11 protein-coding genes are annotated in these 15383 nt (G+C 64.0%); 3 read left to right on the top strand and 8 right to left on the bottom strand.

From position 1 onward, the window contains the following. Positions 1 to 49: 49 nt before the first annotated feature. The 4 genes from ACYQ2T_RS01810 to ACYQ2T_RS01795 form a co-directional block, all read right to left on the bottom strand. Positions 50 to 619, bottom strand: a complete 570-nt coding sequence (locus ACYQ2T_RS01810) for a flavin reductase family protein (protein WP_459897960.1) — start codon at positions 617 to 619, stop codon at positions 50 to 52. A gap of 38 nt (positions 620 to 657) precedes the next feature. Beyond that, complete coding sequence (locus ACYQ2T_RS01805) at positions 658 to 1227, bottom strand: flavin reductase family protein (RefSeq protein WP_459897959.1); 570 nt, start codon at positions 1225 to 1227, stop codon at positions 658 to 660. Between the two features lie 34 nt (positions 1228 to 1261). Further along, positions 1262 to 2407, bottom strand: coding sequence for an NADH:flavin oxidoreductase (locus ACYQ2T_RS01800; protein ID WP_459897957.1), 1146 nt, complete (start codon positions 2405 to 2407; stop codon positions 1262 to 1264). A 94-nt stretch (positions 2408 to 2501) separates the two neighbouring features. After that, on the bottom strand, positions 2502 to 3014 hold the full coding sequence (locus tag ACYQ2T_RS01795; RefSeq protein ID WP_459897955.1) for a nitroreductase family protein: 513 nt from the start codon (positions 3012 to 3014) through the stop codon (positions 2502 to 2504). Positions 3015 to 3141: 127 nt separating this feature from the next. On the opposite strand from ACYQ2T_RS01795, the gene ACYQ2T_RS01790 reads away from it, so the two are divergent. The 3 genes from ACYQ2T_RS01790 to ACYQ2T_RS01780 all read left to right on the top strand — a co-directional run bounded on the left by ACYQ2T_RS01790 (position 3142) and on the right by ACYQ2T_RS01780 (position 9065). After that, a complete protein-coding gene (locus ACYQ2T_RS01790; protein ID WP_459897953.1) occupies positions 3142 to 3543 on the top strand; it encodes a winged helix-turn-helix transcriptional regulator in 402 nt (133 codons plus the stop codon). A gap of 377 nt (positions 3544 to 3920) precedes the next feature. Further along, the gene (locus ACYQ2T_RS01785) at positions 3921 to 5195 is read left to right on the top strand and encodes a cyclic di-GMP phosphodiesterase (RefSeq protein ID WP_459897951.1); all 1275 of its coding nucleotides are present in this window, start codon (positions 3921 to 3923) and stop codon (positions 5193 to 5195) included. 15 nt (positions 5196 to 5210) lie between these two features. Continuing rightward, on the top strand, positions 5211 to 9065 hold the full coding sequence (locus tag ACYQ2T_RS01780; RefSeq protein WP_459897949.1) for a class I adenylate cyclase domain-containing protein: 3855 nt from the start codon (positions 5211 to 5213) through the stop codon (positions 9063 to 9065). A gap of 69 nt (positions 9066 to 9134) precedes the next feature. On the opposite strand, the gene ACYQ2T_RS01775 is transcribed toward ACYQ2T_RS01780, so the two are convergent. The 4 genes from ACYQ2T_RS01775 to malQ form a co-directional block, all read right to left on the bottom strand. Then, the gene (locus ACYQ2T_RS01775) at positions 9135 to 10295 is read right to left on the bottom strand and encodes a DegT/DnrJ/EryC1/StrS family aminotransferase (protein ID WP_459897947.1); all 1161 of its coding nucleotides are present in this window, start codon (positions 10293 to 10295) and stop codon (positions 9135 to 9137) included. Further along, complete coding sequence (locus tag ACYQ2T_RS01770) at positions 10292 to 11968, bottom strand: Gfo/Idh/MocA family oxidoreductase (RefSeq protein WP_459897945.1); 1677 nt, start codon at positions 11966 to 11968, stop codon at positions 10292 to 10294. The genes ACYQ2T_RS01775 and ACYQ2T_RS01770 overlap by 4 nt, the downstream gene beginning before the upstream one ends. A 422-nt stretch (positions 11969 to 12390) precedes the next feature. Then, positions 12391 to 13716: a TolC family protein gene (locus ACYQ2T_RS01765; protein WP_459897943.1), complete on the bottom strand. Its 1326-nt coding sequence runs from the start codon at positions 13714 to 13716 to the stop codon at positions 12391 to 12393. Positions 13717 to 13861: 145 nt separating this feature from the next. After that, entirely contained in the window at positions 13862 to 15376 is a 1515-nt protein-coding gene (gene malQ / locus ACYQ2T_RS01760) for a 4-alpha-glucanotransferase (protein WP_459897941.1), read from the bottom strand. Between the last annotated feature and the right edge of the window lie 7 nt (positions 15377 to 15383).

The following is a 15383-nucleotide window of genomic DNA, read 5'->3' as shown; positions in this document are numbered from 1 at the left end:
GGTCCGCCGCGCCACGCACAGCGGACCGACCACGCGGGAAAAGGAAACGTTAGCCGATGTCCTTGCCGATGGAGAAGGCCTTGCCCAGCACTTCGCCAACGCCGTAGTAGTGGCGGGTTCCGGGGCCAAAGACCACGGGGCGCAGCTTGTCGGTATCCAGCTCGCCCAGTTCGTTCAGGGCCTCTTCGGCAACCTTCACGTCCAGAATCTCACCCACAAACTGCGTATGCAGGCCAAGCTCGGCGGTATGCACCAGCTTGCACTCCAGCACCATGGGGAATTCGTTGATGATGGGCGCGTCCACCAGCTCGCTGGCGGTGGTGGTCAGCCCGGCTTTGGCCAGCTTGTCCACGTTGCGTCCGGAGGCGATGCCCAGATAGTCCGCCACCTTCACCTGCGCCTCGGAGGGCACGTTGACGGTAAACGCCTGCCGCTCCACGATGGCGGAGTGGGAATACGTGGCCGCGCGCAGCGAAACGGAAACGCACGGCGGCTTGGAGCAGCACAGACCAGCCCATGCGGCCAGCATGGCGTTGGGTTTGCCGTCCTTATCATAGGTCCCCACAGCCCATGCGGGCGTGGGAAATGCCAAAACTTTTGCCCCGAGGGACTTCTTCATCGGTTCAACTCCTTACTTGCGCCGCGTGTGCGGCTCCTTCAGGCTTCCTGCTTGAGGGTCTTGCCAACCTTCCAGCAATCCGCCACGGGGCGGCCCAGTCCCCAGTACTTCTTGGAGGCCATGTCAAACAGCAGTGGCCGGACCGTGGTAATATCAATTTTGCCATCCACAAGGCAGGCGTCGTCCGCATGGGTGCGCACCACCTCGCCGATGAACACATCATGCGTTTTGAAATCCACCACCTGATACACGCGGCACTCCATGCACACCGGGCACTGCCGCGCCATAGGGGCGAAATCCGTATCGCCGTAGAAGACGTCGAAGAGGTCTTTCTTGTCCGTTGACTTGCCGCTGACCAGCCCGCAGTAGTCCACCTTGTCCACCATGTCCTCCGAGGGGATGTTGATACTGAACGCGTTGTGCGCGTGTATCCCCTTGGTGGTGTAGTGTTCCTTGGACAGACTTATGGACAGATAGGGCACCTTGCCATGGTTCATGATCCCGGCGTGGGACACGGTGATAAAATTCTCGCGTCCATCCACGACGGCCCCGACCAAAACGGTCAAGGACGGGTACAGGGCATTCAGGGGTCCAAGCGATTCTCTCATGCGACGGCCTCCTTCGCGATGGTTCTCTCCCGTTCTAGCTCACTTCTTCCGCGTTTTCTCTCGCGTTGCGATTGCGCTTTTTCTTCAGCACGCAGTACACTCCCTCCCCTTCCATCAGGGGACGGCGGCACATATTATCAGAAAAACACGCGGATTTCTCCCTGTTTCCTGATTTCCACCGGTTCACGAGGTCAGGTTCGCAGATGAAGGGCCGACACATGGAGATAAAGTCGCACAGGCCGGTGTCCACAAAGTGCTCGGCGCGCTCAAGGGAGCGGATGCCGCCAACAAGAAGAAGCGGCACGCTCAGCTGCTCCTTAAAGCGCTGGGCCGGCGCGCGGAAATAGCCCTCGCGCGCCTCGCGTATCATGCCCATGCGCGAGGGGCCGTACTTGCCGGAGTCGTAAATGGTGCCGCCGGAAAGCTCCACAGCGGTGATGCCCGCCTCCTGCAGACGTCCACACACGTGAAGCATGTCGTCGTCCTCGTAGCACTCTTTGGCGGCCATCATATAGTCATGGGCGTTGATTTTGATAAGCACGGGATAGTCCGGCCCCACGGCCTCGCGCACAGCGGCGTACACATCCATGACGATGCGCTCGCGGCCTTCGCGGCTGCCGCCCCAGGCGTCCTGACGCCGGTTAAAGAACGGGGAGAGGAACTGCGACAGCAGGTAGCCGTGGGCGGCATGAATCTGCACGGCGTCAAAGCCCGCGGCCTTGGCCCGGGCTGCGCCTTCGCCAAAGCTGCGCACCACCTCGGCGATGTCGTCCTCGGTCATGGCAGTGCCACGCTCCGTGCCCTTTTCGTCATGAGAGGACGGCCCAAGGGCGGGCTGACCCGTCACCGAAGTAAGCGCGTGCAAACCAGCATGGGCCAACTGCAGACAGATGGCGCCGCCCGCATCATGCACCCCGTCAGTCATCTCCTTGAGGCCGGGAATCATGGCGTCGTCGTGGATGCCAAGCTGGCGTCCGCCAGCGCGCCCCTGCGGATGCACAAAGGCATGTCCGGTGATGATCAGGCCTACACCACCAACGGCCAGATGCCGCATCATGGCATTGAGACCGTGGGTGGTTGCGCCGTCCGCCGCTGCAATGCCTTCATAGGTTGCAGAACGGACAAAGCGGTTTTGAACCGTGAGTGAGCCTATCTGCGCCGCATCAAACACATCTGCCATATTGTCTCCTTACGGTTATACGCCATCCAATTTTCACGGTACATTGCTCTGAGTGCGCATTTTTTTCAAGGGGAATGCCCGTTTTTTCAGGCACCTACTTCCACGTGTTACGGTGGATGCGGTCCTCGCGGTAGCGGTCAACGGTTCCGGCTTTCTGGTCCGGCACGCCAATGGGGATGAGGGACAGCGGGATAACGTTGTCCGGCAGGCCAAACTGCTTCTGCGCTGCGGCCACGCGCTCCTGAACCGGGGCAATGCCGCACCACACCGCGCCAAGGCCAAGGCCGTGCACAGCGTGCAGAATGTTCATGGTGGCGGCGGAGCAGTCCTGCACCCAGAAGCCCTCGTACTTTTCCAGAGACAAATCGCCGCAGACGACAATGGCGGCCTGCGCGGTGTGGCAGGCTTTGGCGTACTGCTGCCACTCGGGGATGGCGTCCAGCATCTCCCGGTCGGTCACCACGATGAACTGCCACGGCTGGGCATTGCCTGCGCTGGGGGCGACCATGGCGGCCTTGAGGATGGTTTCCAGCTGCTCGTCCGTGACCGGGGCGTCAGTGAACTTGCGGATGCTGCGCCGGGTGTGCATGGCTTCCATGATATCCATTGTGGTTCTCCTCTGTGGTTGTGATTTACAGATGTCATCTTGTCGGCTAAAAGTTTCCAAAAGGCAAGTAGGTACCCATATGTCATGTAGTACCCTTTTTGATACCACACCCCACACCGGAGCACCCATGCCTAAGGACTCCCCCCAGTGCCCTCTGCGCCGCCTTGGCGACAAGGAATACTACTGCCACTTTGAGCTCTCGCTCCAAGTCATCGGCGGTAAATGGAAACCCATCATCCTCTACCACCTGCACCAGCAGGACGGCGGCGTCATGCGCTTTGGCGAATTGCGCCGGAGCATGCCCTCCATCACCCAAAAGATGCTCACCCGCCAACTGCGCGAGCTGGAAGCCGACGGCATGCTGCACCGCAAGGTCTACCCGCAGGTGCCCCCGCGCGTGGAATACTCTCTGACAGACCTTGGCCGCAGCATTATCCCCATCCTTGAACAGCTGTACGAATGGGGCAAAGTGTACGAAAGCGCTTTTCCCTCACACGACACAGACATGGCCGCCGCGGCGGAGGGCTAACCCCGCCGCGCCCAGCCGCGCCAGCCGAGCCGTTTCTCACCCAGCGGTTACGCTCCGCGCGACGGAAGCCGCCACTTTACGCCGCGTCCCTGCCTCGCCGCCTCAGGCCTGTCCAACGCCGCACTGAGACGACGTCCCCTCCCCTCTCCCAGAGCGCCTGTCCGCACCCTGCGCCAGCCTCAGCGCGGCTTTGCGGGTTGGCCATTCCCAACAAGCCCCTGCCACACAAGGAAAAATCCTTTTCAGCAGCCCTCTCCTGCGCCCCCGCTGCAGCCGCGGCCACATTGACACCACCACCGCCACAACGTACTCAAATAGTGATATGCCCCGTCTTTTCGCCGTACGCATGACCCACTCCCGCGCCGGAGGACACTGCCGTGGAGACGCAATACATCATATCCCCCGACCAGCTCGTTGCAGGGCTGTACGTGCGTCTCGACCGCAAGGTCGGCAAGGGGCTTTGGAAAAAGCAGGAGTTCAAGATCGCCGGGGAATCGGACATCGCCGCCATCCGCGCCGCCGGGGTGGAAACCATTATCTGCATCCTTGAACGCTCGGACCGGATGCCCCTGCCACAGGTGGATGAGACCACCGCCCCGCCCCACAAAGCGCAGCACACGCCGCCCACTCCCGTCTCTGCCGAGCTTCTGGGCCTGCGCCAGCAAACCGTGGAGCGCAACCGCGAGCGGCGGCGCTCCTACAAGCAATGCGAAAAGCGCTACGAGACCACCATGTCCGGCGTGGTGGCCCTTCTCCGCCGCGCCTCGGCCCGTTCCAGCGATGCGGCCGAACAGGCGGGCGCCATTGTTGCCAGCCTTGTGGATACCTTTTTGGACCAGCGCGAGACCATGCTCACCCTGATGGGCGGTCCCCCGCGTGAGGAAACAAAAAACTACCACGCCCTCAATGTCACCGTGCTGGCCCTGATGGTGGGCAAAGACATCGGCCTGCCGCACAAGGCCATGACCGCCCTTGGCATGGGCGCACTGTTTCACGACATCGGCAAGGGACGTCTTCCCATGCACATCGCCAGCGGCAAAGGCGGCACGTCCATGAACCGCGCCATCGCCAAATTCCAACGCGAGCACCCCATCCTTGGCGCCCGGCTGGTGGAGGACTTTGCCGACTATCCCCAAGCCGCCGTGGATGTCGTCCGCCAACACCACGAGGCCATGGACGGCTCCGGCTATCCCGAAGGGCGCTCCGGCAACGCCATTTCCGCACTGGCGCGCATTGTGGCTGTGGTCAACGCCTTTGAAAACCTCATCAATGACAGCGCCGCGCGCCAAACCCCGCACGGGGCCCTCAAGCATATGTACGCCGCCATGCGCCCCCAGTTCGACGCCCGCATTCTGTCCAGCTTCATCCACAACATGGGCGTCTATCCGCCCGGCACCATTGTGGAGCTATCCAACGGACACTTTGGCATGGTGCTGTCCTCCACGCCGGCCACGGCGGCGCGGCCCGTTGTACTCATGCACCACCCGGACATTCCCAAGGCGGAAGCCCTGATGGTGGACCTCGGCATTGAGGACGGGCTGGACATTCTCGGTACGCGCAAGCCCGAAAATCTCCCGCGCGACGTCTTCGCCTACCTGAGCCCCAGCCCGCAGACCAACTACTTTGCCGAAGCCGCCACAGGCGCGCCCTAGGGGGACGAACCGCTCATGGATGCCACTGCTGTCCTGCTTTGCGGCGTTGTTGACCAGCTTGCCGCCCTGCGCTCCGCCCGGGGCGGAGTGGACTCCGCCGTGGCCGAAGCTATGGGGCACTTTCGCGGCGCGGACCGCGACGATCCGGACATCCAACGCGCGGCCAGTGCCGCCGCCCGCCTCATCGCCCTCATGGCCGAAGACGCCCCGCCAGAGGACGCCCAGCCGCTCCTCAGCGCCCTGTCCGAGCTTGGCGCGGCAGGGGAAAACGCCCTCTCCGGCCTGCTCCTGCGCGAGGGGCTGCCGCCCGAAAAGCTGCGCATGCTTCTGGAGCATCTGCCCCACCACCGCCAGCTAGCCCAAATCAATCTCTTCTTCATGTTTCCCCGGCGCATCCCCCGCGCCATTACCGCCGTGATGGACGAGCGCCTCACCGCCATCCAAAAGACCGACCCAGACGCGGTGCTCATGTTTTTAGCCACGCAGACCGCCGCTGATGCACCTGTGGCCTTTCCCCTCCAGCATGCCCTGCTCCGGGGGCGCTTTCGCCTGTGGCTGGAGGAACTCCTGACCATGGACCTTGACGAACAGCAGCGGCGCTACATGGCGCGCACCATCAGCCGCCTGCACGCCCCAGAGTTGGCGCCCAAGTTGGCCCGTCTGCTGGCCGGCGCTTCCGTCAGCGTTATTGTGCCCCTGCTGGGCAGTCTTGGCGCGCTGGCCCCCAATACCGGGGACAACCCCGCCGCCCATAAGACCGCCCTGCGCGCCGTGCACCATTCCTCGCCCGCCGTCCGCCTTGCCGCCCTGCGCCTGCTGCGCCGCATTGATGCGCTAGAATTTCCCGCCGAGGCCGCACGCTTGTTCACCGAAGCGGGCGACCAGCGCGCGGACATTGCCGCCGTTCTCCTTGGCAGTCCATGGGCGGCGCAAAAGAACGCGCTACGCCATCTGGCCCCGCCTGAGCGGGTGGCGGCCCTTGGCGTGCTGGCCCAACTCGCGGCCCACGCCGCGCCCAAGGTTTTCGCCAAAGCGGGTGTTTCGCCGCGCGTGTCCTCGCAAGCCCCGCCGGAAGTCGCCATCCCGCCCGTGCCCCAGCCCAAGCCCGACCCGGACCAAGCGCCGCCACCCGAGCCGCCCAGTGGCCTCATGGGCCGCATGAAGGGCCTTATGGGCGCCAAAAGTGCGGCAAAAACCACTGCGCCGCCCCACCCTCTCGCCGCGCTGGGCAAAGGGGCAACGCTGGACGGCCAGACCATTCAGGGCGGCGTTGCCCGCGCTGCGCGGCTGCAGGGCGTCACCCTCAAAGGGTGCACCATCAAGGGCGCCACGCTTATTGCGGCCACCATCCGCAAGGCCAGCTTCACGCAGTGCCAGTTCCACAACACGGACCTGACATGGGCCGCCATGACCAAAGCGACCTTTTCGGGCTGTACCTTCCGGGGGGTGCGGTTCTCCTTTTCGCGCTTTAAGGACTGCACCTTTGTGGACTGTACGTTTACGGGATGCCTGTTTGATGGCGCGCGCTGTGACGGCTGCGGCTTTGGCGTCTCCACCCTGACGCGCACCAGTCTTGCTGGAACGCAGTTCACGGACTGCCGCATGCGCTCCTGCACACTGCTGCACGTGGACGCAACGCTCTCCGTATGGACCAATGTGGACTGCGCAGGGACAGCGTTTCAGGACGTACTGCTCGCCCGTGCGGCCATAACCGGCGGCAGTTTTATGCATTGCCCCTGCCACGGCCTGCGCGTTCTGGGCACGGCAGTCCACGCCGTCACATCCGATGAAGCCGCCATCCTTGCGGCGCAGGACGACTGGACTCTGCGGCGCATTGAGGCCGTGGCCGCAACGGACGATGATGTGGTCCCCGCCCCAAAGGCCGCGCCCAAGGCCCTGCTTGCCGCGCTGGAGCGCGCCGCAACCCAGCGCGACGCCGCATGCGCCATGCGGGGGTGGCTGCACGCCAACCGGCTGCGGCTCGACTGGTCGGGCGTCAAACTTGCCGCCACTGCGCCGGACATTGAAGCCCTTTTGCCCATCCTCATGGAAGCCCCCGCCCTGCCTGCGGACGGGTCGCCTGCTCCGGGGGCGCGCATTCGCGGCTTTGTGCCCACCCTTGCCGCCTTGCACCGCGCCCGTGACGTGCTGGGAGAGGACACCCTTGCCGCCACGGACCGCGACGCCGCCCCCATCCGCGTGGAGTCCGTCTGCTCCATCGGCAGCATCGGCACCATTGTGCAAACCGGTCGCTCGGACATCGACATCTGGGTCTGCTGGGAGGAAGACGCGGCCGAGGCGGAAATAGCCGACGCCTTCCGGGCCAAACTCCGCGCCATTGAAGCGTGGGCGGACGACGTCCATGGGCTGGAAGTGCACTTCTTTGTCATGGACCTCACCTCTATCCAAAACAACAACTTTGGCTTTAGCGACGCGGAGAGCGTAGGCTCCAGTCAGGCGCTGCTGCTCAAGGAGGAATTCTACCGCACCGCCGTGGTGCTGGCCGGACAGGCCCCGGCATGGTGGTGCGCGCCTCCCGGCGCAGGCGCAGCTGAAACGGACGCCGCCCTTGCCCGTGTTGCGGCATCAGGCATCTTGCCACGCGGGCATTTTATCAACCTCGGGCACCTGCCGCAGATTCCGCCGGAGGAATTTTTTGGCGCGTCGCTGTGGCAAATCGTCAAGGCGCTCAAAAGTCCGTTCAAGTCCATCCTCAAGTTTGCCTTGCTGGATACCTACACCGGCGCAAGGGCCAAGCGTACCCTGCTGTGCGAAACCGTGAAGGCCAGCGTCACCACCCACGCCCTCGACTTTTGGCGGCTGGACCCCTACGCCCTGCTCTACAAATGCGCGCATGAGCACTTCCGCGCCACAGGGCGCACAGACGCCCTGCACCTCTTGGACCTTGCCTTTGACAGCCGCACCGGCTTCACCCGGCGCGAGGGCCTCTCCGTGCTGGAAGGACAAACGCGCGGCTATACGGGACTGGAATTCGTCTACCCCTACGTCTCGCCTCAGCTGCCCTCCGGCGCAGGGTTGGAGCACCTCAGCCTCGACGACAACGCCGCCAGCTTTGCGCAGCAGATGCAGCTGGGCAAACGCGTGGCTTCCTTTCTCTTCTCCACCTACGAAAACATTCAAAAAAGCGCGGGCGCGCAGGGCGTGTCCATCACGCAGGACGATGTAACGCGCCTTGGCCGCAAAATCTTTGCCCATTTCCAGCCCCGGCAGGACAAGATCCTGCACATCCCCTTCATGAATTCCCCACACGGAATTTTCACGGGCGTGCATATCTCCTCCGCGGGCATTCCCGGCACCCCGGTGGACTGGATAGCCACAGGCGAGCTGCCCGCCCAGCCGGGGAGCAAGAAGAAGCAGACCGAGGAAATCCGGCGGCACAAAAGTCTGGCCCACCTGCTTTTGTGGCTGGTGGCCAACGGGCTGTACACCCCGGGCATGAGCGTGAGCGGCAGCGACCTGCTGGCCCCCGTCAGCCAGCCCAACATCGTGGACCTGCTGGATACGCTGCACCGCGCCTTCCGCAAGGCCAACGTCTTCGAGACCAGCATTGAGGAAACCATGACCGCCGAGCGCGTCACCCACGCGGCCATTGTGGTCAACCTGATGACCGAACGCGACGACCCTGCCTACCGCGACGTGGTGCTGGCCTACACCAACAATTGGGGCGAGCTGTTCTGCACCACCGCGCCAAAGCGCATCAACCTGCTCCAAACCGCCCCGTACGACTTTGTGGCCGCCAACACCGCCGCCACCGTGGACAGCGCCACAACCCTTGCCTGCTGGCTCCCCAAAAAGTCCCTTGCGCCAAAGCCAAACCTTGGCGGCGAACCCGCCTCACCTGCCTCCTGAACAGCGCGCAAAAAAAGGCCGCCCCGCACAAGCGAAGCGGCCTGAATATGCCATTGGGCACGGGGCGGGCTAGCTGACGGCGTCGCGGATGACGCTGGCAATCTCGGCCACCTGCTCGTTGGTGAGGTAGGGATGCATGGGCAGGCTGAAGATACGGCCCGCGCAGTCCTCGGAAACAGGCATGTCCCCTTCCTTGTAGCCCAGCGAGGCAAAGGCCTTCTGCAGGTGCAGGGGCAGGGGGTAGTAGATGGCGGTGGGGATTTCCGCGTCGCGCAGGGCCTTCTGGATGAGGTTGCGGTCGTCGGCCAGCACGGAGTACTGCGCCCACGCGCTCTTGTAGCCCTCGGGGATGGTGGGCGTCACCAGCCCGGGGATGCCGGCCAGCTGCTCGGTGTAGGCATCGGCCACACGCTGGCGCTGTTCCAATTCGCCGGGGAAGATGTTCAGCTTGGCAAGGAGCACAGCGGCCTGCATAGAATCAAGGCGGCCATTGATGCCGATGCGCACGTTCTCGTAGCGGTTTTCGCCCATGCCGTGGATCATCACGGACTGCATAAGCTCATTCAGTTCATCATCATCGGTGAACACGGCGCCGCCGTCGCCATAGCAGCCCAGCGGCTTGGCCGGGAAGAAGCTGGTGGCGGCCACGTGGCCGAGGGAGCCGGAGCGCTTGCCCTTGTACACGCTGCCGAAGCCCTGCGCGGTGTCGGACAGCACAAACAGGCCGTGCTTCTGCGCCACGTCCATGATGGGGTCGTAGTCGGCGGGCAGGCCAAAGAGGTCCACAGGGATGATGCCGCGGGGCTTCAAGTCCTTGGCGCAGCGGGGCAGGCGGCACCCGGTGCGTTCGCCGGACTTCATGGCGGCGATGGCGCGGCGCAGGGACTCCACGTCGATGTTGAAGGTCACGGGGTCAATGTCCACGAACACCGGAGTCGCGCCGGTGAGGGCGATGACTTCCGCCGTGGCCACAAAGGTGAAGGGCGTGGTGAAGATGGCGTCACCGGGGCCGACGCCATGGGCCATCAGGGCCATCAGCAGGGCATCCGTACCGCTGGAACAGGCAATGGCGTGCTTGGTTCCGGCGAATTCCGCCAGCTTTTCATTCAGCTCGTGGACCTCGGGGCCCATCACGTACTGTCCATGCTCCAGCACGGCATTGATGCGGCTGCGCACGTCATCTTCGATGGTGCGGTACTGCGCTTTCAGGTCAATAAAGGGAATCTTCATACTTCATCTCCATATGTACCGCGCTCTGCGCGGGGATTCGTCTGGTCCAGACTGACCAGCCCGGGGCCGCGCATCTCGTGGTGCGCGCCGCAAACGGGGCAGGTCAAGGTATCGTCAAGTTGTTCGCCGCAGGCGCACATCCACCCGGTGCGCCGCGCCGGATTGCCCAGCACAAGGGCGTGGTCCGGGACGTCCTTCGTAACCACAGCGCCCGCGCCAACAAAGGCGTAGCGGCCAATGGTGTGCCCGCAGACGATGGTGCAGTTGGCGCCAAGGGTGGCCCCGGCGCGCACCAGCGTGGGCAGCGCTTCGTGCATACGCGGTATGTGGCACCGCGGATTGCGGACGTTGGTGAACACCATGGACGGGCCACAAAACACGCCGTCCTCCAGCGTGACGCCGCTGTAGATGCTGACGTTGTTTTGCACTTTGCACCCGTCTCCAATGCGCACATCCGGCCCGATGACCACGCTTTGCCCAATGCGGCAGTCGCGGCCGATGTCCGAGCCTCGCATGATGTGCGAAAAATGCCAAATTTTCGTTCCCTGCCCGATGCGCGCGCCGTCGTCCACGTACACGCTCTCGTGCACGCTGACGCCGGGCATGGGGCCTGCGTCTGGCGCTTGGCCTGCCGCCCCGCCGTGCGCAGTGTCAGGCTCCGCCGCAGGCGCAGACGCGGCGCACTGCGGCGCGCCGCCACTCTCCAGCGAGCGCTGGGCCGCGCCAAGCACGTCAAGCACCCGCACGCCCTCTTCCCCGCCGGTGCGCGGGGCGCTGCGCGCGTCCATGCACTCCAGAAAGTGCTGGCACTCGCGCCGCAGGGGTTCGTCCTCCGCCACGGGATGAAACGTTGCATCCGCGCGGGTGGGGATGGGCATATGCCCCTCCCAGTCAATGCGGTGGGCGTAGGTGGCCAGCTTTTCCGGCCACGGACGTGTGTCGTCAAGGACGGCCATTTTGCGGTCGCCCACCACCACCAGCCGCTGCTCCTTAAAGGGATGCAGCCACGAGACGAAGATGTGCGCCTTGAGCCCGGACGGAAAGTCCAAATGCGTCACGGTCACGTCTGCAATGCGCTGGTGCAGATAGTTGCCGCCAACGGCGCGCACGCGCTCCGGCGTCTCGCCGGCAAGGGCCAGCAGTATGGAAATATCGTGCGGCGCAAAGGACCACAGGGAGTTCTCTTCGCGCCGGATTTTGCCCAGATTCAGGCGCTGGGAGTACATGTAGTTGATGCGCCCAAGCTCGCCGGAATCCACCAGCCGCGTCAGCTCCAAAAACGCAGGGTGGTAGTGCAGCAGATGCCCCACCATCAGCACCCGGCCCTCGGCCTGTGCCAAGCGGACCAGTTCGCGCCCCTCCGCCGCCGCAAGGGCAAGGGGCTTTTCTACGTACACGTCCCGGCCGGACAAAAGCGCCTCGCGCGCCTGCGTAAAATGCTTTTCCGCCGGCGTAGCAATAACCACACCCCGCACCCCGTCGTCCGCCAGCACATCCGTCAGGGACATACAGGTCCGAACGCCCGGATACTGCTCCCGAAACCGCCGCAGCACCTCTGCGTCCGTATCGCAAATGCGCTTGAGCGCGCCAAGGGCGTGGAAGTTGCGGACGAGGTTGCGTCCCCAATAGCCGGACCCGACAACCGCGACGCCATGGCGGGGCGTGTGGCTCATGTCATCTCCTTTGCCAGCGGCTGGGGGCGCTGGCGCACGCACTGTCGATGCCGCGCCGCATCCGCGGCGCGAAGGATTCCACAACAACGGGGGGAGGTGGCAGGCAGCCCCGCGCCGGATGCGCCGGGCACAAATCAAAGAGCACTCTGCCTCAGTCCCCCGGAAACCCTAACAGAAATCACCCGCGCCCGCGAGGGCCGGCGCACTGCCAGCGCTAGGGAGACACCGAAAAAGACACTGCGGCACCGGTCTGTCTTCCTGCCAGTGGCGCGCCGTGTCAACCCTTTCTGCGCGCCCACCACGGCGGCAGGGCCGCAGCACTGCGCGCAATTCCGCTCCTGCCGGGCATATCCGCCCCGCTGCCTGCGCATGAAAAAGGCCGCAACCCGGTGGGCTGCGGCCTTGATTGGCTTGGTAACGCCTTAGAAGCTTTGCAGGGCAGGGTTTTGCTCGCCCATGGCAACAAACATCTTGGACAGCGCAATGCGGTAATCCGCCAGCGCGGTGATGAGTCCGGCCTCGGCGGTGGTCAAACGCTCCTGCGCGTCCAGCACGTCGGTGTTGGTACCCACCTGCGCCTGATAGCGGGCTACGGCCATGCGGTAGCCTTCCTGCGCGGCCTCAACGGCCTTGCGGTTCACCTTGATGCTTTCCGCGGCCTTGCGGATGTTCAGGTGGCTGGACTTCACGTCAAAGGTGGCTTCCTGCCGGGTGTTCTCGGCCTCGGCAATGAGGCTGCGAACGTTCTGCTTGGCCTGCTTGACGGCGTAGTAGGTCTTGCCCCACTCCCACAGGGTCCAGTTGGCGCTGACGCCCACGGACCACTCGCTGAATTCGGTGTCCATAAGGTCACTGCCGGAGGCGGCCATATCGTCGCCGGTGGAGGTCCACTTAAAGTCGGCTCCCACCTGCGGGTAGAAGGCGCTCTTGACGATGTCCTCATCCTCGATGGCGATGTCCACACTCTTGGCGGCAATTTCAAGATCCGGGCGGCCCTTGTAGGCGCGCTTCATGACCTCGTCCACGGACAGGGAGAACGGCACGTAGTCGAGGGTTCCCGCATAGTCCACATCGGCGTCCAGCGGCAGATTCAGCAGCGTATTGAGGCGCGCTTCCTGCGTGGCAACAAAGTTCTGCGCTTCAATCAGGCCGTCCTCAGCCTTGGCGAGGTCCACTTCGGCCTGCAGCACGTCCAGACGGGGCTTGAGGCCCACATCATAAAAGGCCGTGGTGACCTTGAGCTGTTCCTGCAAACGGGCCAAGGAGTCCTTGGCGGCGCGGACATTTTCACGCGCCTGAAGGAGCTTGAGGAAGTTTTCCTGCACCAGTCCGGTGACGGTAAGCTCCACGTTGCGCAGGGTGGCGTCGGCCTTGTCCTTGGACAGGGCGGCCTTCTGGTACGTGGACAGGATATTCCAGCCCGTAAACAGGTCCTGATGCACAGTCACGCCAGCGGAAAAGAGGTCTTTCTCGCTGCTCGGGTTGTCCTCGGTGGGCTTGGCATGGTCACGGCTGGTGTAGCCGTAGCTGCCGGACACGGACGGTCCAAAGGACCCACGTGCGGACTTGCGTCCCTCTTCGGCGCCCTGCTGTGAATGCATGGCCGACTGGACGCTGGGATTGGCCGTCAAGGCGCGCTCGACAGCCTGTTCCATGTTGTAAACGGTGGTTTCCGCCATTGCCGGAACAGCCGCCAAAAGGGCGACCATAACAAGGGCGAAAGTCAATTTCAGGTTCGGCGTTCTCATATGAATCGTCCTTTGCATCCTGTTACCACCATTCCCCTCATAAAAGGAAAGATGCCCCCACGGCATCAAGGCTGCACATTGCCCCGAAACCCCAGAACAGTCAATAGTGCAGGCGGGTTTCCGGCCACTGCACAGCGCGTGTGGCTCAGCATCTGCCATACAGGGTGCACATGCGCCGCAGCTCATCGGCGGCGCGGGGCGAAAGTTTCCGTGGCGGCACCCGCCAGCCCCAGTTTCCCTGCGGCATGGAGGGGGTATTCATGCGCGCCGCCCCGCCAAGGCCAAGGACATCCTGCATGGGCATAATGCAAATGCGCGCGGGCGACATCAGGGCAAGGCGCATCATCTGGCGCACCACATCACGCGGGCCAACGGGATGCCCGGCATATTCGCCAAGCCGCGCACGCCCCTCGTCCCCAAGGTCGTCCTCGTACCAGCCAAGGGTGGTGTTGTTATCATGGGTGCCGGTGTAGGCCACGCTGTTCACGCAGTGGTTATGGAGCGAGTTCACGCTTTCGCCTGTGTCCGGCCCAAAGGAAAATTGCAGGACGCGCATGCCCGGCATATCAAAGGCAAGGCGCAGGTCGATGACGTCCTGCGTAATGAGGCCAAGGTCCTCGGCAATGATAGGCAAGTCGTGCAGGCTCTCGCGCAGGACAGAGAAGAACGAGTCGCCGGGGCCGGTTTCCCACTCCCCGTTTATGGCGGTTTCCTCCTCGGGCGGCACCACCCAGTACCCGGCAAAGGCCCGGAAGTGGTCCAGCCGCACAATGTCCGCCAGCAGCAGGTTATGGCGGATGCGCTCCACCCACCACGCGTAGCCGCTGCGCATCAGCACGCCCCAGTCGTACACCGGGTTGCCCCAGCGCTGCCCGGTTTCGCTGAAATAATCCGGCGGCACCCCCGCCACCTTGAGCGGATCGCCCCGCCCGTCCAACTGAAAAATATCGCGGTGCTCCCACACGTCGGCGGAGTCGTAAGTGGGATAAAACGGCAGGTCGCCGATGATGGACACGCCCTTGGCCCGGCAATACTCCCGCAGGGCCTCCCACTGCGAAAAGAACAGATACTGCTCAAAGCACACCTTGCGCAGGGCCTCCCCGGCCTCGGCGCGCAGGGCGCGCAGGGCGTCCCCCTCGCGGTCGCGGTACTCGCGGGGCCACGTATTCCACGCCGCACCGCCAAAGCGCTCCTTCAGGACGCAAAATGCCGCAAAGGCGTTCAGCCACGCCTCCCCGTGCCGCCGCACAAAGGCCGCAAACCCGGCGTCCTCGTCCAGCGCATCCTTGGAGCGCTCCCACGCCACATCAAGAAGCCGCCGCTTCAAGGCCTCCGCGGCCTCGTAGTCCACGCGTTCCAAGGTGGGTCTGGCGCCCTGCTGGATGTCCGCCAGCCGCACCCACCCGTCCGCCGCAAGGCGCTCGGGGCTGATGAGCAGCGGATTGCCCGCAAAGGCGGAGAAGCTGGAATACGGCGAATTGCCAAGGAAGGTTGATGTCGGCGTCAGGGGCAAAATCTGCCAATAGCGCTGCCCCGCCTGCGCCAGAAAGTTGATGAACGCCCGCGCGCCGGAGCCCATATCGCCAATGCCGTAGGACGACGGCAAGGACGTCACGTGCAAAAGCACGCCGCTTCCGCGCTGTTTCATCTGCTCCATCATCGCGCAG

The organism is Desulfobaculum senezii (assembly GCF_054657395.1).
The sequence above is the reverse complement of the archived record's forward strand: the minus strand, read 5'-3'. Positions and strand labels throughout refer to the sequence as shown.